Source organism: Bacillus sp. B28 (assembly GCF_029536185.1).
Taxonomy (GTDB): Bacteria; Bacillota; Bacilli; order Bacillales; family Bacillaceae; genus Bacillus; species Bacillus halotolerans.
The window spans coordinates 2,265,262-2,285,568 of sequence record NZ_CP120511.1; the positions used below are offsets into that span (position 1 = coordinate 2,265,262).

Here is a 20,307-nt window from a genome sequence, read left to right on the forward strand (position 1 = left end):
TCGTTCATCTCGCTTTTTCTATTTAGTCTATCATGACTTGAAATGCAAGCCAACTGAATTTTTACATTTTGATTGTATCGCCTGTTCTCTGCCAAGAAATACATGCTTGATATGCATCTTCTATTTCTTTCACATGTTCCCCTTCTGCGTATCCTTTTACATACGTATCTCTTTGGCCCTCTATTTGCGCCAATGCTTTTTCCGCCATTCCATACTGCTGGTGTCTGACATATTCAGCATAATGAGATATAAGGCTTTCTTCTTCACTTTTAATCCAGGCCTCCGTTATTTTCATAAGCTTCGTCCGCACTGCTTCAATGAAGCCTGCTTTTCCTTTCTGTTCAAAAAACTGCTTCGGAGATTTGATTTGTTTTTGCTCCTGTTCAAAGGCACGTTCATCGATTTCAGGTTCAACTTCTTTGAGCTGTATGCTGTTAGAAAGCTGATCATCCGCATAAATGGAGAAATATCCGTCTTCTTCCAATGTTTTTTGACAGCTTTCCAGCCACTCTTCAGTGATATGCCGTTCGATGAAACCGCTCATTCGAATGTCGAGCGTTTTGATCTCCTGAATATATTCAAATTGATAATCATGTAATGCGCTTTTCATCGCCGCACTGATATTCTTTTTCCAATCTCCATTTTGAAGACCCGGATGAAACGCTGATTTTAACAAATCATTCGCAAAAAAGGACAAACGCTGTGTAATATGATAAAGCTGCTCCCTTGTATCCTTTTTTACTTTCTCAATAATGGTTTCTGAATTGCGGCGTTCCTTAATATCAGCAGCTGCCCGCTCAAACGATAACAGAAGGCGCTGTTTTTGCGCTTCCTTTTCTTCTTTGGACTGATGCTGAGATTGATGAAGCTGTACGACCGTCTCACATAGTTTGTCTGCTTCTGAGCTAAGCTGTGCCGCAGCCGCTTTCTTTACATCGACCTCAATAAACTGGTCTAAATGTGCTTTTACTTTTGAGAACTGATTATGATACGTTTCCGGTTTTCCTAAGAGCTCTTCTTTACTTGACACGTAAAAGAGCTGCGGACCATGTATTCCTTCTTTTAAAAGCTCTGATCTGACATAATCCGTGACCGTTTCGAGCTCTGCTTTATCTTTCGCAAGATCAGCGGCATTAATGACAAAAAACATTTTATCCATGCTGAGCGATTCTTTCACGAGTCCCAGCTTCCGTAAAAAAGAGCGGTCTCCTTTCGAGAAAGAATGCTGATAGTAGGTCATGTAAAAAAACGCATCGGCATCCTTGATATATTGAAACGCAAGTTCTGTATGCCGTTTATTCAGACTGCTGGCTCCAGGTGTATCAACGATCGTAATCCCTTTTTCAGTCAGCGGGCTTTTATAATAAACGGTCACTTCCTTTACAGCACAAGCCGTTGTCTCCTCAGCTACATACGGTTTTAATTCGGAGAGCGGAATGGTTAATATCTTTTGGGCCTGAATATATTGCTGATATTTTTCATATGCAAGCAGGAAATGACTGATCATGTTGATTTGTTCTTCTTGCAGACGCTCTTTTTTGATTGCCTTTTTCCATTTTTCCGCAAATGACCGTCCTTGTGGTTCCTCTTGCATTCCTGTGAGCTGCATGATTTCAGCCGTTATGTCATCCTCCGTCTTAAACATGACATCCGCTGTTTTGTGGGATTTGCCGTTTACCGGTTTCGTTATTTTGTTAATCGTTGCTGTTGTCGGTGTCGGTGATGACGGCAGCACTCTTTCACCAACCAGCGCATTGGCAAATGAAGATTTTCCTGAACTGAATCCGCCAAATAGAGCAAGTGTAAATTTTCGGTCTTCCAGCCTTTTAATCCTTTCACGAAAAGCTAAGGTTTGTTTGGACAGCATACGATATCCGCCCAATAGATCAGACAGTGTGTAAAAGCGTTTTATCTGCTCTTGAAGCGGGAGCTCTTTCCCGCTTTTCACTTCTGTTTGTAGCGTCTGCTGCTTTGTATGCTGTGCCTGGCTTTGTTTCTGTTCTGGAGCCTCGACCTTCTTTTTCTTCGTTCTAAACCAGTCCGGATCTATGTTTATTGGGCTTGCAGACTTCTCTTCCCAGATCGCCCACATCCGGTCAGCTTTCTCACGGGCATGTTGTTCATGACTGGCCTGTTCCTGAAGACCGGCCAGCTTTTCCGATTCCTGCGCGAGCCGGCCATTGATCGATTCCTGTACTAGAGAAGTACTCTCTTTTACCGTGGCGGTAAGCGTTTTGATGATGTCTGACGCTTCAGCTTTCGCCTCTTTACGGATCAGCTCTGCCAAATCTTTTGTATATTGCAAGACATATTCAGAAGAAAATGCTGCACCTTGCTTGACTGCGCGTTCAATGATATCAATATGAAGCGGCGTGCGATAAGCCTGGATCAGCTTTTCACTTTCAGCTGATTGAATACCAAATCCCTTGGCGAGTTTATGCAAAATATCTATGATATGCCAATCCGCTTCAGCTTCCGTTCTTTTTTTCACATCAGAGAAAAACTCATTTCTCCTTTTTTCTCTTTCCTGTGCAGTCTTTGCTTTAGAAAAGAAAAAACCGGTCTTAAAAGAGGGCTCACGTGATTCTAAGTAAGCCGCTGCCAGTTCACGCATTTCAAAAGGCGTCAAATTAGCGTTTCTTAAAATTCGATTGACTTCCTCCTGCATCGTGCTTTCTGCCTTAATCGGTTTATTTGCTGCTTCGGTTGATTGAAGCTGCAGGGAATCCACCAGCCGTGCTTGCTTTTCAAGCTGTTCTCCGGAACTTGGGCTGTCCGTATCCTCTTTCATGAGCATCTCTGTGTGCTCTCTCAGTAAATTCTGTACTTTTTGTTCAGTAATGGAATGCAAATTTCTTTTTGACTGCTGTTCGATTCTTTTTAACTCTTTTCGCAGGATACCGATTTGATTGAATGGGTGATTCGGTTCCGTCACCGACGTAAAAAAGAGTGCATCCTTCGGAATGCCTTCTTGGCAAAGCATCTCCTCCACTTGCGCTTTGTAATCTTCAAAGCGTGTCTCGGTCTCATCATGTCTGTCAATTTGATTAACGATAAAATAGACATTCGGAATGCTGTCTTTGATTGACCTAAGAAACAGTACATTTTCCTCAGAGTGGACATGGTTATAATGAACGACGTAAAACAGCGCATCTGCCTGGTGAAGAATAGATGCCGCCGATAAAAAATGAGCCTCATCTGTTGAGTCAATCCCGGGGGTATCAATATACGCAACTCCTGGTTCGATTTCAGTATACCGGTCAAAAATTTCTACGGTTTCAATCTGCTCCCCATCCTTGCAATATTGCTGCACCTTGTCCTTATGATAGGCACCCTCCAGCTCCGCACACGCTCCGTCTGTTGTATGAAGACGAACTCGCGTTTCTCCGTTTCTGATCACAACAAGGTTAGCGCTGGTCGGAATTGGACTTGTCGGCAGAATATTCTCCATTAACAGGCAGTTCAGCAATGACGATTTCCCCGCTGAATAATGCCCTGTAAACGCGATATAAATTTCTTCATCTGCGGCTTTTTTAACAACTGAAGCCAGTTTAGCCGCCCTTTTTTCATCCTGGTTCTCAATCAATTGTTCATAAAGTGCCCCAGTTTTGTACAAAAGTTCTTGTCTGCTGCGTTCTGTCATAAGTCTGAACCCCTTTGTGCCGTTTCAATTATGAATCTTTTTTGAAAGATCTGAATAAATCCCACTTCCATTTTACACAAGAATGACCCAAATTTCTTTAAGAGAATAGAAAAAAAGCTGCCGAAGACGGCAGCTTCTATAAAAGAAAATCTGCAACTTTTTTATAAGTTCCAGATTCTTCAAACAGATTTATTAGAGATTCCTTTCAATACAAAACCAATTAATACACTATATGTACAAACTGCCCCAAGCAAAAACAGCATTGTCATTTGCTTCACCATCCTGATTGAGAATCTTTTTCAAGTTCATTCTAACATGGATGAGAATGATATTCAATCTCTATTTTGCTGTATACTCTCGTAATGCTTGCTCCTCTGCACGTATTCTGACAGACAGCATAACGGCATTTAAAAGTGAAAACAGACACATGGTAAAGTACGCTTGATACAAGAGCGGAATCAGGATGATTTCTAATACAACAACCGTATAGTTTGGGTGCTTCAGCCATTTGTAAGGCCCTTTTTTGACAAGTTCAACACCCGGAACAACAAGAATTTTTGTATTCCAGTATGCCCCCAAGGAACAAAGCGCCCAATATCGAATCGCCTGTACTGCCAATATAGCCGCTGCTATGCCTGACCACCAGTTTGAAGGCTGTTTGTGCAGCAGCAGTACTTCGGCAATTAAAGACAGAAAAAAAAGAATGTGCATGGTGATGATATACGGATAATGTCCCTCTCCGCATTCTATCGCCCCTTGTTTTTTCACCTTTTGTTCGTTTCGTCTCGCCACAGCCATTTCCGCTGCTCTTTGAGCAGTGAGCACAGTGATTAGCATCCAAAACATGAGTTACGCCCCCTTTTCCCAGCTGAACAGCAACAATTCTGATGAAAATCCCGGCCCCAATGCACCGATCAGCCCCCGTTCTGCTTCATTTTTGCTTCCGCTCTGCAGATGGTGGTCGATTACATACAGAATTGTGGCTGATGACATATTTCCGTGTTTTTTAAGGATAGTTTGCGAAGACGCAAGCTGCTCAGGTGACAGTTCAAGACATTTAATGTATGCATCAATGACTTTTTTTCCGCCTGGATGAGCCAGAAAGACCGTAATATCACTGAATGAAAGCTGATGTCCATTCAAAAAAGCCTGGACATTTGTCTTCAGCCATTTTTCAACTAAAGTCGGAATATCCCTTGAAAAAATGACTTTGAAACCATGATCGGTAAAGTCCCAGCCCATAACATCTTCAGATTGTTTCATCAATACAGATTGCGAATCCGATATATTCGGCAAAAGCTGCAGCTTTGTCAGCCGGCGGTCAGCCTTCTCCCCGCATAATAATGCCGCTGCAATGCCGTCGCCAAAAAGTGAGGTGCCGATCAAATTGCTTTTCGTTTTATCTTCAGGCTGAAATGTCAGACTGCACAGCTCAGCAGCAATGACAAGAACAAAAGCCTCCGGATACGCTTTACAGTACTCAGCAGCGCGCGCAAGTCCGCTCGCCCCTCCTGCACAGCCAAGTCCCCAAAGCGGAATTCGCTTTGTATAAGGAGAAAACGGGAGTTCATTCATCAGCCGCGCCTCAATGCTTGGTGTGGAAAGGCCCGTGCTGGAGACGAAAAAAACAGCATCCACTTTTTCATAAGGAATGGGTTCTTGAAGATAAGCTGCATTTGCGAGACACGTTTGAACAGCACTGACGCTATGCCTGAGTGTTTCCTCTATATAAATTTGATTTTTTTCTTCGAAGCTGTGCCCTTCTTTATACCATTCAATCGGTCTCACAAATTGTCTCGATTCAATTTGCCCGTTTTTAAAGGAGGTTAACAGCCGTTCTATATCTTTAAAGGAATGCTGAAACATATATCTGGCAAACTCCTCCGCCTTTTCTTGATCCACATCATTCTCAGGAAGACTTGTCCCGATCGACAAAACAAACGCCATATGATCACCTCTTAGCATACATTGTGCCGCAACTTTCTTTTTTATATGCAAAAAACTCCGCCGAAGCGGAGTTTACACTGCTGTTTTTTGCTGATTGATATCAGCTTTCTGTTCAGTTTTTTCAGTTTTCGAAAACATATTATATATCACATTCAAGACAACAGCTGTAAAGCTGCCGGCAACAATGCCATTTGTTGTAAGAAGCGTTAAGGCACTTGGAAGCTGTTTAAATATGTCCGGCACAACTGTCACACCGAGCCCAAGCCCCACTGAGCAGGCAACGATCAGCAGATTTTCCTGCTTTGCAAAATCAATTCGGCTGAGCATTTTGATGCCATAAGCAATGACCATTCCAAACATGGCCACCATCGCTCCGCCTAACACGGCAGATGGAATGATTGTCGTAAAAGCAGCAATTTTGGGAAACAGGCCAAAAGCCATTAGAAGCACGCCTGTCGCCACAATCACTGTATTTTTCTTGATTCCTGTCAGCTGGACAAGACCGACGTTTTGAGAAAATGCAGTGTAAGGAAATGCATTAAATATACCGCCCAGCAAAACAGCCAGTCCTTCTGCACGATATCCTCTGGATAAGTCCTTTTCTGACAGACGGCGGTTGGTCAGATCGCCTAAAGCAAAGTAAACGCCCGTTGACTCCACAAGGCTGACGATGGCAACGATGGACATTGTAATGATAGGGGCCGCATGAAAAGACGGTGTGCCGAAATAAAACGGCTGAATCATCTGCACAATGGCAGCGTCTGAAACATGATCAAACTGAACTTTCCCCATAAAATACGCAATAATTGTTCCGATCAAAATACCGATCAAAATGGAGATGGACTTGATAAATCCTGTTGTAAAGCGGTAGAGAAGCACGATGATGCTCAAAACGATAAAAGCGAGAGCGAGATTAGAAAGATCACCGAAGTCTGGACTGCCTTCCCCGCCGGCTATATTATTCATGGCCACCGGCATAAGCGTAATGCCAATGATGGTAACGACAGAACCTGTAACAACAGGCGGAAAAAACGAAACGAGCTTTCCAAAGAAAAAAGAAATGAGAATCACAAGAATACCTGAAGAGATAATACTTCCATAAACAGCGGAAACCCCATATTCGGAGCCTATCGCAATCATTGGTGACACAGCGGTAAATGTGCAGCCAAGCACAACTGGAAGACCGATGCCGAAAAACCGATTGCTCCAAACTTGGAGAAGTGTAGCAACACCGCACATAAAAATATCAATCGACACCAAGTAGGTCAGCTGCTCCGCCGTCAGCCCCATCGCCTTCCCCACAATCAGGGGAACGACAATGGCGCCGGCGTACATGGCGAGTACATGCTGGATCCCCAGTGACAGCGTTTTGCCGAATCCGTTTTTCATGAACGAACCTCCTGTACAAAGGATACTTTTCCTTTTTCTAAAGATTCAATTCTTGCCAAAGATTCCACCCGATAGCCAAGCTTCACAAGTTCTTCTCTTCCCGGCTGAAACGATTTTTCAATGACAATTCCAAGTCCCGCGACAGAAGCTCCAGCTTGCTGTACGATCGATACCAGCCCAAGTGCGGCTTGTCCATTTGCCAAAAAGTCATCAATAATCAAAACGCGATCCTGATCTGACAGATGATTTCCTGATACTGCGATTTGGCTTTCTGTTTGCTTCGTAAAGGAATAAACAGACGATGTCAGCAAATTGTCAGTGAGCGTTAAAGACTTATGTTTTCTCGCGAATACGACTGGCACACCCATTTGTAAACCAGCCATTACGGCCGGAGCAATTCCGGATGATTCGATTGTAACAATTTTTGTTACTCCGTCTTTTTCAAATCTGGCGGCAAACTCGTCACCGATTTGCTTCATGAGCAGCGGATCAATTTGATGATTTAAAAAAGCATCCACTTTCAATACCTGATCTGATAAAACGACGCCCTCTTCCTCTATTTTTCGTTTCAGTGCTTCCATCCTGTCATACCTCCGTTTAGATAATAAAAAAAGCATTACCCGCTCAAAACAAAGAGCAAGCAATGCTGAAATAACAAAAAACCGTATACGTCCGGTCTCATTGCTCACTCATAGTCGGACATTTACGGTGCCCGGTAGAAACTTGCGTGCCATATCCACGCGATTATATGAGTGTTCCTATTATATTGTTACAAATTATATCAAGATTCTAAGGTCTTGTATAGACAAAAATAAAAATTTCCGAACTTTAATTCTTTTTTTGGAAAAATCATTCGTTTTTTATGAATATTTCGATAATAAATTGAGCCTGACGTTTGAGACGCCAGGCTTTTTCATTAAGATAAATACAGATTTGAGTATTTATTTTGCAAATAATCAATCAGGTAGCGCACATTCAGCTCTTCACCTGTTGCTTCTTTAATAATGTCTAATGGCTTTTTCCGTTTTCCGTAAATATGCACTTTTTCCGTCAGCCATTGTTTAATCGGATGAAACTCTCCTCTTTCCAAGAGAGTATCAAATTCAGGCAGATCATCGAGCATTTTATGTTTCAGCTGCGCTGCATACATATAACCAAGTGCATACGATGGGAAGTAGCCAAAATCTCCACCCGCCCAGTGAACATCCTGCAGGATTCCCTCTGCATCCTCAGAAGGAGTAATACCTAAATAATCCTGATATTTTTGATTCCAAAGTGAAGGCAGTTCTTCCACAGATACTTCATTGCTGAAAATCGCTTTTTCAATTTCATAACGAATAATAATATGCAAAGGATACGTCAATTCATCCGCTTCAACTCTGATTAATGAAGGTTTTGATTCATTGACAGCCCTAACAAAATCATCAAGCGATATGTTGCCGAACTGTTCAGGAGACGCTTCTTGTATTTTCTGATAGTATGGTGTCCAGAAATGCTTGTTGCGTCCAATAAAATTCTCGTAAAACAATGATTGAGATTCATGAATTCCCATTGAAGCACCGTCTGATAAATTCGTCCCGCTCAGCGCTTCGTCGATATTTTGCTCGTAGATCGCGTGACCGCATTCATGAATTGTGCCGAAAATAGCTGTCCGGAAATCTTTTTCATCATATCTCGTCGTCACCCGAACATCCCCGCGGTTCATTGTTGTCGCAAATGGATGAACGGTTTCATCAAGCCTTCCGCCGTCAAAATCGTAGCCGAGCTCTTGCAGGAAATAAAGGCTGAGTTCTTTTTGTTTTTCCTTAGGGAACACTTCACTGATAAAGCTTGTATTCGGTTTATTCTCTGAGGCTGACACTTGTTTGATAAGAGGAATGATCGCTTCTTTCAGCTCAGAAAACAGCTGATCAAGCACCTTGACCGTCACACCTGGTTCAAACAAATCAAGCAATGCATTATAAGGATGCTCTTCATAACCCCAATATTCAATAAATCGTTTATTGTATTCGACCAGCTCCTCCAAATAAGGGGCAAACAAGCTGAAATCAGATTTTCCTTTCGCTTCCTCCCAAGCTGTTTCAGCCTTTGAGCAAAGAATAACATATTCCCTGTATTCTGCTTCAGGAATTTTTTTGTTTTCTTCATACTCTTTTTTTGCCAGCTCTACAGCCTTTTTCGTATCTTCAGCCAAATCATCAAACCGTTCATAAAGCGCGTCAATAAGCTCCTTCATCCGATCTGATGTCTGGATATTGAATATATCTGTCGAAAGCTGACCGATGCTTTCAGCGCGGTCCTCTGAGCCGTTTTTCGGCGCGCCTGTTCTGGAGTCCCAATGCATCAATGCAACCGCTTCACTATAATGTGAGATTCTTTTTAAAAGATCAAAAAATTCCTTTTCGTATGTATGTATCTCCATATCCATTCCCTCCCTATTCTAGCCGTTCCATTACAGGCTACTGGAAGGGTGTTTGAAAGTCAAATTGTTTGTATAAAAGGCTGCCGGCCTAGTTATCGGCAGCCTTCATCACTCAGTTTATCGTCATTTGATTGTTTGGCGGCGGCGGTGTTTTTCGTTTTTTTGCATTGATTTTTTTATCCGCCCACACCGTTGCCAGAGGTGTTAACAAAGAGGTGACAATAACGCTTGTCGCAATGATTGCAGTTGCCGATTCAGCAACGGGTGCAAACGCAGAATTCGCTTCCGCTAAGGCGTATGGCACGGCGACTGCCGCTCCCGCTGTTGATGAAGCTGCCACCCCCGCGACACCATCTCCCCGGGCAATGAAACGATCAAGCAAATACAAGGAGCCGCCGGATAAGATGACAACAGAGACACCGACCAAAATGCCTAATAATCCTGACTGAATCAGCATTCCGAAATTCAAAGTATTCCCAAGTGAAAATGCAAAAAACGGAATGATTGCCGGCACTACCTTGCTGAATAAGTCTCTCAGATCATGATCAAGATTTCCAAGTATGCAGCCGAGCAAAAACGGGATGACTGTTGCCGCCAGCGTTTCCCACGGAAAAGCAGCCAGTCCGGTAACACCGAATGTAACCATGGTCATAAAAGGTCCAGATTCTGTACTGATAAACGCGAATGCGCCGGCATCTTCTTTTCTGCCCATATGATTCATGAGCGCCAAATAGAGGCCGCCGTTCGTTTCATTCATCACTGCAACAATGGCTAGAACAGAAAGACCTGCAAAGAATCCGGATTGGATGCCTTCATCGGGTATAAATTGAGCCGCAATCACACCGAGCAGTGCCGCAAACCCGATCTTTCCCAATAATAAGGTAATCCCTTTTCTCGCAATATAGCCTGAAGAACGGAAATCAATCGTCGCTCCAACGCAAAAGATAAAAACGCCTAGTATGGGAAGGGTTCCTGTAATAAGCGCACCCGTAAACCCTCCAAAAAACTCTGCTGTTCCAGGCGCAAACGTATTAAGCGCTGCTCCCAGAAACAGCGGAATAATCATCATTCCGCCAGGTACCCGTTCAATTGTCGCTTTGATTTTCATATATATTCTCCCATCCTCCGGTTATGGAAAAACAATACCCCTTATGTGGCTACACTTGGAAAACAGCCTGTAAATCCTCTTTTGAACAGCTTTCCAGCTGGCTTCCGACTCCGACGGCACCTGCCCCTGCCTTGAGCCATTCCGGAACCTCAGACGGATGGATCCCGCCAGTCGGTATAAAAGTAACCTGCGGAAAAGGGCCCGCTAAATTTTTCATAAAAGGGATGCCGAATACACCGCTTGGAAACAGCTTTAATGTAGTAAATCCGCATGTCAACGCTTTCATAATTTCGCTCGGTGTCAGTACGCCAGGGATATAATGCGTCTTCATAAACGATAGGTGCTCAGCAAGATCTGTTGAAAAACCCGGACTGACAATAAATTGTGCTCCTGCTTCCGCAGCTTCTCCCGCCTGCTGCGCAGTAATGACCGTGCCCGCACCGATTAAGACATCTTCCTGATTTCTGTAGGAGTCAATAATAGCAGAAGCTCCAGGTGTCGTATAAGTGACTTCAATTGCCCGAATCCCTTTATCTATCAAACTCTCAATCTGCTGACAGGCCTGCTGTTTATCCTTTGAACGAATGACTGCAATCAATATGGCTTCTTTCAGACGGTTTTCTACTACATTGGACTCCATATTAACAATCCCCTTTCTTGTGGTGAACTGTTCTTTGAGCAGATAAAAATGCGGCTAGTTTTTCCCTTGTCGGCAAACCGTCCATGTCCCCCGGTGCCTGAACTTGCAATGCGCCGATCGCATTCCCCCTTTGCACTGCATCCTTGTACGGCAAGCCATCAAGGATTCCGCTGATGACGCCAACAGCAAACCCGTCTCCGGCGCCGACTGTGTCAACAACCTGATCAATCCGGAAGCCTTCTGTATATCCTTCACTTTCCTTTGATTTAAAGTAAGCGCCTTCTTTCCCAAGTTTAATAGCGACAAAGCTGGCCCCTTTTTTCAGATAAAAATCTGCAATGCCTTCAGGCGTTTTTTCGCCAGTCAGTAGCTCTCCCTCTGCGATTCCAGGGAAGAACCAATCCGCAAGTCCCGCCAAATCATTAATCGTATGTGCCATTGTTGCTTGATCAGGCCAAAGGGCGGGTCTTAGGTTAGGATCTAATGAGATGGTTTTTCCAGCCTGTTTCATGTCTTTCATCACATAATAGGCGAATTCTTTCATATCGGCGGACAAAGCCGGGGGAATACCTGTCACATGCAGATGGTCTGCGCTTTGAAAATAGTCTTTTGGGTATTCAGCAGCTGTTAAAGTGCTTGCAGCCGAATTCTTCCTGTAATAGGTTACCTCAGGATCGCCTTCTTTCACTTTGGACTTTAGCAGCAGCCCCGTTGGATTGCCATCCTGAGACCGGATCACGCGAGACACATCCACTCCCTCTTTTTTCAGCTCCTGAAGAATAAATGTTCCGAGCTGATCATTGCCGACTTTGCTCATCCAGCCCATTTGAAAGCCAAGTCTGGCCAGGCCGCAAGCCACATTGCTTTCTGCCCCGGCCAGTCCTTTTGAGAATGTGGAAGCTTCATGAAGGCCTCCGTACTCATTTGCGTAAAACATGGCCATCGATTCGCCGAAAGTAACCGCATCAAGCTTCATTTCCCAACCTCCCCTTAGTTGAGGGCACTTTGGATTAAAGTGACTTTCTCATGATGACTTTTGCCTCTAATTCAATGGTTTGAGGCGCTCCCTCGTCACCTTCAATCCTTTTTAAAACGCGTTCCATCGCCGTCTTGCCCATATCATGTGACGGCTGGGCGATTGTTGTAATGCCCGGGCCGATGAGTTTATACCATTCCGTATCATCGAATCCGGCAATCCCCGTATCTTCGGGAATGCGCAGCCCTATTTCTTCCATACAGCTAATAATTTTCAGCATAATCAAACCATTTAAAGCAAGAATCGCTTTTTTTTGCTCAGGCATCTCATTCATAAAAGAACGCAGCGCCTTCTCAAGCTGCTCTTTGTCTTTGACGTCAATTTCATACATTCGCCTGAGTCCATTCACATTTCGCACCGCAGCAATCTCCTGATAAACAGCCGCTCTTTCCGCCCGGGGGCTGATGGATGCAATCGGTTCGGTAAACAGCGCGACATCTGTGTACCCTTTGCTGTAAATCTGCTGAAGGATCTCTTCAGTGATTCTTCTGTTGTCAGTCGTTACGGTATCCAGTTTCAGATCCGGCAATTTGCGGTCAATTAATACTGTCGGCACCTGCTGTTCGGCAAAGGAATATAAAATATCCTTGTTTTCCCCGGTTGCATTCAAAATCAGCCCTTCTACAGAGTGTGCTTCGAGCTTTAACAGCATTTCCCGTTCTTTTTCAGGACTGTTATCAGTGTTGCACACCATTATGCTGTAGCCATATTGATCACAAACCTCTTCAACTCCCCTAAATGCTGCGACTGAAAAGGGATTTGTAATGTCGGCTACAACAAATCCGATTAATTTGCTTTTTTTTATTTTCAAGCCTTGTGCCATTTTACTCGGCCGATAATTCAATTCAGCGATTGCCTTTTTTATGTTTTTTACCTTTTCAGGAGAAATCGCGTCAATTTTCCCGTTAATATAACGAGAAACGGTTGATTTTGATACTCCTGCAAATTCAGCTACGTCTTTGATGGTGATATGGCCTGTTGTTTTCTTTTTCATTCAAGTGCTCCTGTATCGTCTTATAATTTGAAACCGATTTCAAAACCGTTACAACACAAGAATACCATATTTTTTAAAATTGAAAAGTATTTTTTTAATAATGGGATTATTCACAAACTTTCCGTTGACTCTTTTCTCTATTTATCCTAAAATTTTCTTTGAAACCGTTACCAAAATATTTTCATTCAAGTGATGCTGAAATCCTAACCAAGGGGGAAATCCAATGGAAAATCGTTACTCTGTACACCCTGAACAAGTAAAACGCTTTACAACCGAGGAGCTTCGCAGTCATTTTTTAATGGATACGTTATTTACGGAAAATAAGCTGACCATGTATTACTCCCATGAAGACCGTGTTGTGATCGGCGGTGCAGCACCCGGACAGAGCGAACTGAAGCTTGATGCCGGAGACTTTCTTAAAACGGACTTTTTTCTGGAACGGCGTGAAATCGGTATTATTAACGTCGGCCAGCCTGGTGCGGTTAAAGTTGGCGATGATGAATATGTGCTTCAAACAAAGGATTTTCTATATATCGGGATGGGCAATCGGGATGTAGCATTTAAAAGCCTGAACGGAGAAACAGCAAAGTTTTACTTCGTCTCCTCGGGCGCGCATCAAAGCTATCCGACGCAAAAAGCCGCTCTTTCTGAACTGACACCGGACCGGCTCGGTGACGCAGCAGCATCAAATGTAAGAAGCCTGTACAAAGTCATTCATCAAGATGGCATTCAAAGCTGTCAGCTGATGATGGGGATCACGATGCTGGACGAAAACAATAACTGGAACACCATGCCGGCACACGTTCATGATCGCCGGATGGAGGCTTATCTCTACCTTGATCTTGAGAAGGATTCGAAGGTTTTTCACTTCATGGGTCAGCCGGATGAAACACGCCACCTTGTCGTCGGAAACGAGCAGGCTGTCCTTTCTCCTGCCTGGTCCATTCATTCTGGCGCAGGAACATCTAACTACAGTTTTGTATGGGCGATGGCTGGTGAAAACTACACATTTACGGACATGGATCTTGTGCCGATGGATGGGCTGAAATAAGATGAGTTATCTGCAAGAGGCATTTTCATTAGAAGGAAAAACGGCACTGGTGACAGGGCCGGGTACGGGAATCGGCCAAGGAATCGCCAAAGCGCTGGCAGGCGCCGGTGCTGATATTATCGGCACATCACATAAAAGCAGCCTCTCTGAAACACAGAAGCTTGTGGAACAAGAAGGCCGCACATTCACTTCCTTTACATTGGATATGAGTAAGCCTGATGCAATAAAGGATACAGCGGCTGAACTGTTTGAAACACAGCAAATCGACATCCTTGTCAATAACGCCGGGATTATTCACCGGGAAAAAGCGGACACTTTCGCTGAAGAGAACTGGCATAACGTGCTGAATGTGAACCTAAACAGCTTGTTTATCCTGACACAGCTAGCGGGCAGACACATGCTGAAAAGAGGTCACGGGAAGGTTATCAATATTGCCTCTCTCCTCTCTTTTCAAGGCGGTATTCTTGTTCCAGCCTATACAGCAAGCAAACATGCCGTTGCTGGTTTAACAAAATCGTTTGCAAATGAGTGGGCCGCTTCCGGCGTACAAGTTAACGCGATAGCGCCTGGCTATATATCAACTGCCAATACACAGCCTATCCGGAATGATGAAAAGCGAAATGAAGACATTTTAAAAAGGATTCCTGCCGGCCGCTGGGGCCAAGCTGATGATATCGGCGGGACGGCTGTTTTTCTGGCAGCTCGCGCTTCGGATTATGTCAATGGACATATTTTAGCAGTAGACGGCGGCTGGCTTGCCCGCTGACAAAATGAAAAAGCTGATGATCATGGATCATCAGCTTTTTCGTGATTACATCATATGCGGTTCAACAGGTAAGACCTTTTTCACTTCATCAATGATGCGTTCATTTTCTCCGCCCGCATAAATATGAATCGAGCCGCTGTCTTGATTTGAGCGAATCAGACGGCCAATCCCCTGCCGCACTCTCAACAGCATATACGGAAGGTCAACCTCTTCAAACGGGTCTTTTCTCGCACTGTTGCGTTTTGCCGTAAATACAGGGTCATGAGGCGGAAACGGCAATGACCAGATCGTGACATTCTTCAGTGCGTCACCAGGTATATCAAGCCCTTCCCATAGGTGAACTGAACATAAAACCGTTTCCTCTTCCCCTTGGAATTTTTCTACTAAGCTGCTGATTTCCTCGTCGCCTTCAAAGTAAATCGGATACGGCAGCTCCCAAGCAGCTGCGAGCTCCTTAAACTCGTTTAATTCCTCAAAAGACGGGAAGAGCACCAGCGTTCTGCCTTTATAGTGCTTAATTGTCTCTATTGTTTGAGCTGTTTTTTGTTCTGCGCTCATTTCTGTTTTCCCATAAAGGGTAACGGTCATTTGTTCGTCATAATCATAAGGAGAATCAACCGTTAACGATAAGTAATCGTGAATCCCCAGACTGTCCGCAATATAGTCAAACGAACCGCCTTCTGACAGCGTTGCAGAAGAAAAGATATACGGAATTTTCTTTGAAAACACTTTCTCGCCAAGCACTTCTGCTACTGTTCTCGGCATCACGACAAAAGTGGATTCCGCTTCCTTTTGCTCCAGCCAGCTGATCGCATCCTTTTGATATAAAGATAGTGAATACGCCATTTGCTCAACGTATTCCTCTACGACTGACAGCTCGTATTGATCAATGGTGTACATTTCTGACTCAAATACGAGTGCTTCACCAATTTTATCAAGCAAACGGCACAGCTCGTCCGCCGCCTTTTTGACACGCTGATCATTCTTTATTTCCAAACGGTGCGACCCGGCAACTTCTCTTGATTCTTCAGAAAGAACATAGAAAAATTCGTCGTTTGCAGCAAGTGCGTCTTCTATCAATTCAGCAAATTCTTCTCTAATGTCATTTTGAAGCAAACGTTCTAAAAATAATTCGAGAGTTGATTGCTTGACTCTGTAGGTTAATGCTTTTTGCGCAGCAAACTCTAACAGATGCCCTTCATCAAATACAACCGCACTATGATCAGGCAAGAGCGGCAGCTGTCCCTCCCGTTTGCGCGATTCTTCCGTCCATACATGTTCCATATAGAAATCATGAGAACAAATGATCAAGTCTGTTGACTTGCGATAATAATCTCTTGATAGCGTCAAGCCGCATCTATGTCTCATATCACATGTCAGGCAATCTTGAAACGAGTCGTAGCTTACTTGCGACCATTCTTCATTCGAAAGGTTAGCGTACTGCTTTCGGTCACCATATGGATAAAACCGCTGCATGGCCTGTGACTCATGGACAAATGACGGTAAAGCTTCATAAAGATCAAGCCACTTTTCATCATCAGATCGCTGCATTGTTTTTTCAAGCTTTTTCAAGCATAGATACTGCTCATGTGATTTCGATAACCTTGTGTCAATCTTAAGATCCAAATGTTCAGCCAGTTTCGAAATGTCTCCCTCTTTTTTTACGAGCTGTTCGATTAACGTTTCATCAGCACAAGCGATAATGGCGGGTTTCCCGACATATCTTGCATAGCTGATCGCAAAAAGAAGGTAAACAAGTGTTTTCCCCGTTCCTACTCCGGCTTCGGCAAACATGACTTTTTTCTCTTTAAACGCCCGTTCCAGCTGAAAAGCCATGAACACTTGCTCATCTCGAAGATCAAACCCTTTTTCGGGAAGAATATCGTAAAACACGTCACCAATCCAATTGTTCAATTCTTCATAAAAATTCTTTGTTTTCGTTAAAGAAAAAGGCAAACGTGATGTTGTCACCCAGTTCCAACCCCCAACTATTCGGCATTCAGACCATCAATATTATCATTTCCCGCCGCTGAATACAATAAAAAAACTTGGCAGTGCCAAGCTTTTTGTGACTTACTTTCGGTTGATCACATGCGAGGATAAAAAAGGATGGTCTGTTGAATGAATATGTTCCACCGCTTTTTCTAAATTATTTTGCGCATGTGAAATCACAGACGGAGACGCATCAGCTCTGAGCTCCTTCAGCTCGTTTGCGGTTGCGTCAAGCGCCCTTTGAATGAGATTAAAATGTTCTCTGTTCAGCATGAGATCACCTCTAATTGAAATAATCATCATTGTATGCGAACTTTTCTTTTTATATACATGCTTTCCGCATGTTATCTCTGAAATGTGCACAAACTACATCCGATACTCCGTCATGGACTATCCGTCTTATCAACAATATTCTATCAGGGAGTGATGTTGACATGAGTTATAAAGACCGATTAGATCAGCATTCTGAACTGTTTCATCACAATTGGACGCGGCCTAAACGTTCTAAGTCTCAAGTAAACGGTCACACCGAAATGTCCCAAACCAACATTATATTAAGAAGTAACGCGAAAGCGCACCGTTGGTAACGATAGAATATGGCTGAAAGATGAAAGAAGACGCATCCAGAGCGTCTTCTTTTTATGCGTGTTCCGTTTTATTACGCTGAGGTCTTACTTTAGACCAGTACTGATAGTAATCCGTTTTAATAAATCCATTAAAGAGCTTTCGTTTCTTCGTTGCTTTTCTTCCATATGCTTCCTCAAAATTTTCATTTGAAGTCAGCATATACACAGACCACGTATCAAGCGGTTCGAACGCCTGCCCCATTTCTTTGTACATTTGTTCCACAGCTTTTTTCTCTCCGAGACGTTCTCCGTACGGCGGGTTTCCGACAATCACGCCAAACTCAAGTTTTGTAGTGAAGTCCTTTACCTGCATTTGTTTAAATTCGATTAATTCGCTCAGTCCCGCTTCCTCTGCATTTTCTTTTGCGATTTGCACCATGCGGTGATCTACGTCACTGGCGAAAATCGTAAGCGGCTGATCATAGTTTGCCTTTTCTTCGACTTCAAGACGTGCTTTGTCCCACAGATCTTTACCGATCCACTCCCAATCCTCTGAGACAAAATCGCGGTTAAATCCCGGGGCAATATTTTGGCCGATTAATGCGGCTTCAATCGCGATCGTTCCGGAACCGCAAAAAGGATCGACAAATGGACGGTCCGGAGTCCAATTAGTTAATTGCACTAAAGCGGCAGCAAGCGTTTCTTTAATGGGCGCGCCTCCCTGATCCACGCGGTATCCCCGTTTGTGGAGGCCTGTCCCTGACGTATCAAGTGTAATAACCGCTTGATCTTTCAATAAAGAAATTTCCACCTTATATTCGGCGCCTGTTTCTTCGATCCAGTCATTGGCTTTGCCGGACTGCAGCTTCAGCTTTTCAACAATCGCTTTTTTGACGATCCGCTGACAGTCGGGAACGCTTGCAAGTGTTGATTTAACGGATTTACCGATGACAGGGAATTTCCCGTTCTCCGGTATAAATGAACGCCAGTTAACCGCTTTCGTTTTTTCAAACAGCTCATCAAATGTTTTTGCTTGAAATGTAGCAACTTGAACTTTTACGCGGTCCGCCGTTCTCAGCCAAAGATTCGCACGGCAAATCGCAAGCGCATCTCCTTCAAAGATAACTTTTCCGTTATCAACCTTGCATTCATATCCTAAGTCACGAACTTCTTTTGCAACTACAGCTTCAATGCCCATCGGCGCTGTTGCAATTAGTGTATACTTCTTCATCGTATCACCCTGTCTTTTAAAACTTTTCTCTCATCAAGATAAAAGCTCTCCTTATACGGGAGAGCTTGATTTCATCATTTAATTTAAGTGGTCTAACGTTCTGTAAGCCATGTTTTGTTCCATCGTACTGCAATCGGCTCATCACCTCGTACTCAGGCGGCAATCATCTATCTACAGAAAGCATTCTGTCCTTCTCTCCGTTGAATTCCGTCAAGAAGGTTCCCCTACCAAAATTTGGGTTTCTCGCTCGAGGGGTTTACCGCGTTCCACTCTCACCATTTCTAGTGAGACTTCGTCACTGTGGCACTTTCAAGGATACTCAGCCATATCCAAAGGACGTAGGCTTTTTTCCTGCCGTCAGCCTATCAAGGCTGCCCTAGCTTATGACTTCGCTAGGCACGAACACTACGGGCATCTCAGCACCGTGCGAGCATGGACTTTCCTCTACAGATTCAAGATCTGCAGCGATTACCCGAACGTTAAGAACATGAATTATTATATAACAACTGATTGTCATTTACAAGCGCCATTTTTTACAAGCGCAGATCAATCATAAAGCTTGCTGCCAAAAACATGCTTTTCTAAGTTAGACAGCCGTTTTAAGATATCAAAGTTCGTTGTGTTTGATTGCACTGGCTGTTTTTTGCTGGCTTCTTCAAGCTGTTTTTTCAGCTGCAAATTTTCCTGCTGCAGTTCTTCAATTTCTTGATGGAAGGTTTCATAATCCTTAATGATCATATCTAAAAATTTGTCAACGTCTTCTTGTTTGTAACCTCTAACGCCTGTTTTAAATTCTTTTTCCAAAATGTCTTTCGCAGAAAGCTTTACTTTATCAGCAAGCATCTTTTTCACCTCGTATCGTGAATCATCATCTTATATTTTTTCAGAAATCTAGACGATTGTCAAATTTCTCTTTCTTTGTTATGAGAAGCTGTCTTCCTCTACTGTCACTCTCAGATCATCCATTGTGATAAAATAGATCGGATAGCCATCCTGTTCGCGTCTTTTTTCAGCTGTCTCAAGCATATACTTTGGGGAACCAGCCATTTCAGAGTCATATAAAAGCATAAGCGCGTCAGACTTATCAATGAAGAACTGATTTTTTTGTTTGAACTGAAGCGGGCTTTCATACGGACGATGAGTCAGGCTTTCCTCGTAGTCCGCCTGGGCCAGAACAGCTTCATACAGTTCCTTATTCGGCTCTTTCCAGTTCTTTTCCTGCTCGTAAAATGGTGTGATGACAGCAACCTTTAAGTCAGGGTATTCTTCCTGCAAATCATATGCAACTTCGGCCGACCAGAGTTCTGTTCCAAGCTGCCCTGAAATTAAAATCCATTCTAATCCTTCATCCAAAAAAGCAATCAGCCGGTTCTTAATGGCTTTTTTTATGTAATACAGCGCCTTGTCATCCTGTTTAAATATCCCGAGTTCAAACGGTTTATATCCTGTTATTGCCAATACTTTCATCTTTTCACCTGCTTTAAAAAATGGGGCTCCCTTTGGGCCCCATTTGATGTGCTGC

The 20,307-nt window shown here is 43.6% G+C and carries 19 protein-coding genes, 1 other RNA gene and 1 riboswitch; of the genes, 3 read left to right on the forward strand and 17 right to left on the reverse strand.

Annotated elements, in window-relative coordinates; genetic code table 11:
* Positions 1 to 61: 61 nt before the first annotated feature.
* The 11 genes from dynA to P3L57_RS11045 form a co-directional block, all read right to left on the reverse strand.
* Positions 62 to 3,643: a dynamin GTPase gene (gene dynA / locus P3L57_RS10995; RefSeq protein ID WP_069487331.1), complete on the reverse strand. Its 3,582-nt coding sequence runs from the start codon at positions 3,641 to 3,643 to the stop codon at positions 62 to 64.
* 179 nt (positions 3,644 to 3,822) lie between these two features.
* Positions 3,823 to 3,912 (reverse strand): Fur-regulated basic protein FbpC, encoded by a 90-nt coding sequence (gene fbpC / locus P3L57_RS11000; RefSeq protein WP_100069434.1) that lies wholly within the window; start codon positions 3,910 to 3,912, stop codon positions 3,823 to 3,825.
* Between the two features lie 70 nt (positions 3,913 to 3,982).
* Complete coding sequence (locus tag P3L57_RS11005) at positions 3,983 to 4,489, reverse strand: isoprenylcysteine carboxyl methyltransferase family protein (protein ID WP_059336600.1); 507 nt, start codon at positions 4,487 to 4,489, stop codon at positions 3,983 to 3,985.
* 3 nt (positions 4,490 to 4,492) lie between these two features.
* The gene (locus tag P3L57_RS11010) at positions 4,493 to 5,590 is read right to left on the reverse strand and encodes a type III polyketide synthase (RefSeq protein ID WP_059336601.1); all 1,098 of its coding nucleotides are present in this window, start codon (positions 5,588 to 5,590) and stop codon (positions 4,493 to 4,495) included.
* A gap of 72 nt (positions 5,591 to 5,662) precedes the next feature.
* Positions 5,663 to 6,979, reverse strand: a complete 1,317-nt coding sequence (gene pbuX / locus P3L57_RS11015; protein ID WP_069487330.1) for a xanthine permease PbuX — start codon at positions 6,977 to 6,979, stop codon at positions 5,663 to 5,665.
* Complete coding sequence (gene xpt / locus P3L57_RS11020; RefSeq protein WP_069487329.1) at positions 6,976 to 7,560, reverse strand: xanthine phosphoribosyltransferase; 585 nt, start codon at positions 7,558 to 7,560, stop codon at positions 6,976 to 6,978. The genes pbuX and xpt overlap by 4 nt, the downstream gene beginning before the upstream one ends.
* Before the next feature lie 91 nt (positions 7,561 to 7,651).
* A riboswitch (purine riboswitch) is annotated at positions 7,652 to 7,751 on the reverse strand.
* 144 nt (positions 7,752 to 7,895) lie between these two features.
* Positions 7,896 to 9,401 carry a carboxypeptidase M32 gene (locus tag P3L57_RS11025; protein WP_069487328.1) on the reverse strand — a complete coding sequence of 502 codons (1,506 nt, stop codon included), beginning with the start codon at positions 9,399 to 9,401 and terminating at the stop codon, positions 7,896 to 7,898.
* A 112-nt stretch (positions 9,402 to 9,513) separates the two neighbouring features.
* Positions 9,514 to 10,509: a 2-keto-3-deoxygluconate transporter gene (kdgT, locus tag P3L57_RS11030; RefSeq protein WP_024121814.1), complete on the reverse strand. Its 996-nt coding sequence runs from the start codon at positions 10,507 to 10,509 to the stop codon at positions 9,514 to 9,516.
* 49 nt (positions 10,510 to 10,558) lie between these two features.
* Positions 10,559 to 11,149 carry a bifunctional 4-hydroxy-2-oxoglutarate aldolase/2-dehydro-3-deoxy-phosphogluconate aldolase gene (gene eda, locus P3L57_RS11035; RefSeq protein WP_069487327.1) on the reverse strand — a complete coding sequence of 197 codons (591 nt, stop codon included), beginning with the start codon at positions 11,147 to 11,149 and terminating at the stop codon, positions 10,559 to 10,561.
* Between the two features lies 1 nt (position 11,150).
* The gene (kdgK, locus tag P3L57_RS11040) at positions 11,151 to 12,125 is read right to left on the reverse strand and encodes a 2-dehydro-3-deoxygluconokinase (protein ID WP_059336606.1); all 975 of its coding nucleotides are present in this window, start codon (positions 12,123 to 12,125) and stop codon (positions 11,151 to 11,153) included.
* Between the two features lie 34 nt (positions 12,126 to 12,159).
* The gene (locus tag P3L57_RS11045) at positions 12,160 to 13,179 is read right to left on the reverse strand and encodes a LacI family DNA-binding transcriptional regulator (RefSeq protein ID WP_044155381.1); all 1,020 of its coding nucleotides are present in this window, start codon (positions 13,177 to 13,179) and stop codon (positions 12,160 to 12,162) included.
* 223 nt (positions 13,180 to 13,402) lie between these two features.
* Between P3L57_RS11045 and kduI the strand changes: the two genes are divergently transcribed.
* Complete coding sequence (gene kduI, locus P3L57_RS11050) at positions 13,403 to 14,230, forward strand: 5-dehydro-4-deoxy-D-glucuronate isomerase (protein WP_024121818.1); 828 nt, start codon at positions 13,403 to 13,405, stop codon at positions 14,228 to 14,230.
* Position 14,231: 1 nt separating this feature from the next.
* Positions 14,232 to 14,996, forward strand: coding sequence for a 2-dehydro-3-deoxy-D-gluconate 5-dehydrogenase KduD (kduD, locus tag P3L57_RS11055; RefSeq protein ID WP_069487326.1), 765 nt, complete (start codon positions 14,232 to 14,234; stop codon positions 14,994 to 14,996).
* Between the two features lie 45 nt (positions 14,997 to 15,041).
* On the opposite strand, the gene P3L57_RS11060 is transcribed toward kduD, so the two are convergent.
* The gene (locus P3L57_RS11060; protein WP_069487325.1) at positions 15,042 to 16,967 is read right to left on the reverse strand and encodes an ATP-dependent DNA helicase; all 1,926 of its coding nucleotides are present in this window, start codon (positions 16,965 to 16,967) and stop codon (positions 15,042 to 15,044) included.
* Between the two features lie 102 nt (positions 16,968 to 17,069).
* Positions 17,070 to 17,261, reverse strand: a complete 192-nt coding sequence (locus tag P3L57_RS11065) for a hypothetical protein (RefSeq protein WP_069487410.1) — start codon at positions 17,259 to 17,261, stop codon at positions 17,070 to 17,072.
* Positions 17,262 to 17,422: 161 nt separating this feature from the next.
* Between P3L57_RS11065 and P3L57_RS11070 the strand changes: the two genes are divergently transcribed.
* Positions 17,423 to 17,575, forward strand: coding sequence for a YpzG family protein (locus P3L57_RS11070; RefSeq protein ID WP_003153548.1), 153 nt, complete (start codon positions 17,423 to 17,425; stop codon positions 17,573 to 17,575).
* 52 nt (positions 17,576 to 17,627) lie between these two features.
* Here P3L57_RS11070 and P3L57_RS11075 read toward each other — a convergent pair whose 3' ends face one another.
* From P3L57_RS11075 to P3L57_RS11090, 4 genes are all read right to left on the reverse strand, one after another.
* The gene (locus P3L57_RS11075; protein WP_059293718.1) at positions 17,628 to 18,785 is read right to left on the reverse strand and encodes a THUMP domain-containing class I SAM-dependent RNA methyltransferase; all 1,158 of its coding nucleotides are present in this window, start codon (positions 18,783 to 18,785) and stop codon (positions 17,628 to 17,630) included.
* Positions 18,786 to 18,883: 98 nt separating this feature from the next.
* An RNA gene (gene rnpB / locus P3L57_RS11080) (RNase P RNA component class B) lies at positions 18,884 to 19,265 on the reverse strand.
* Between the two features lie 66 nt (positions 19,266 to 19,331).
* A complete protein-coding gene (gene gpsB, locus P3L57_RS11085) occupies positions 19,332 to 19,628 on the reverse strand; it encodes a cell division regulator GpsB (RefSeq protein ID WP_010334692.1) in 297 nt (98 codons plus the stop codon).
* Between the two features lie 78 nt (positions 19,629 to 19,706).
* Entirely contained in the window at positions 19,707 to 20,252 is a 546-nt protein-coding gene (locus tag P3L57_RS11090; RefSeq protein WP_024121823.1) for an SLOG family protein, read from the reverse strand.
* Between the last annotated feature and the right edge of the window lie 55 nt (positions 20,253 to 20,307).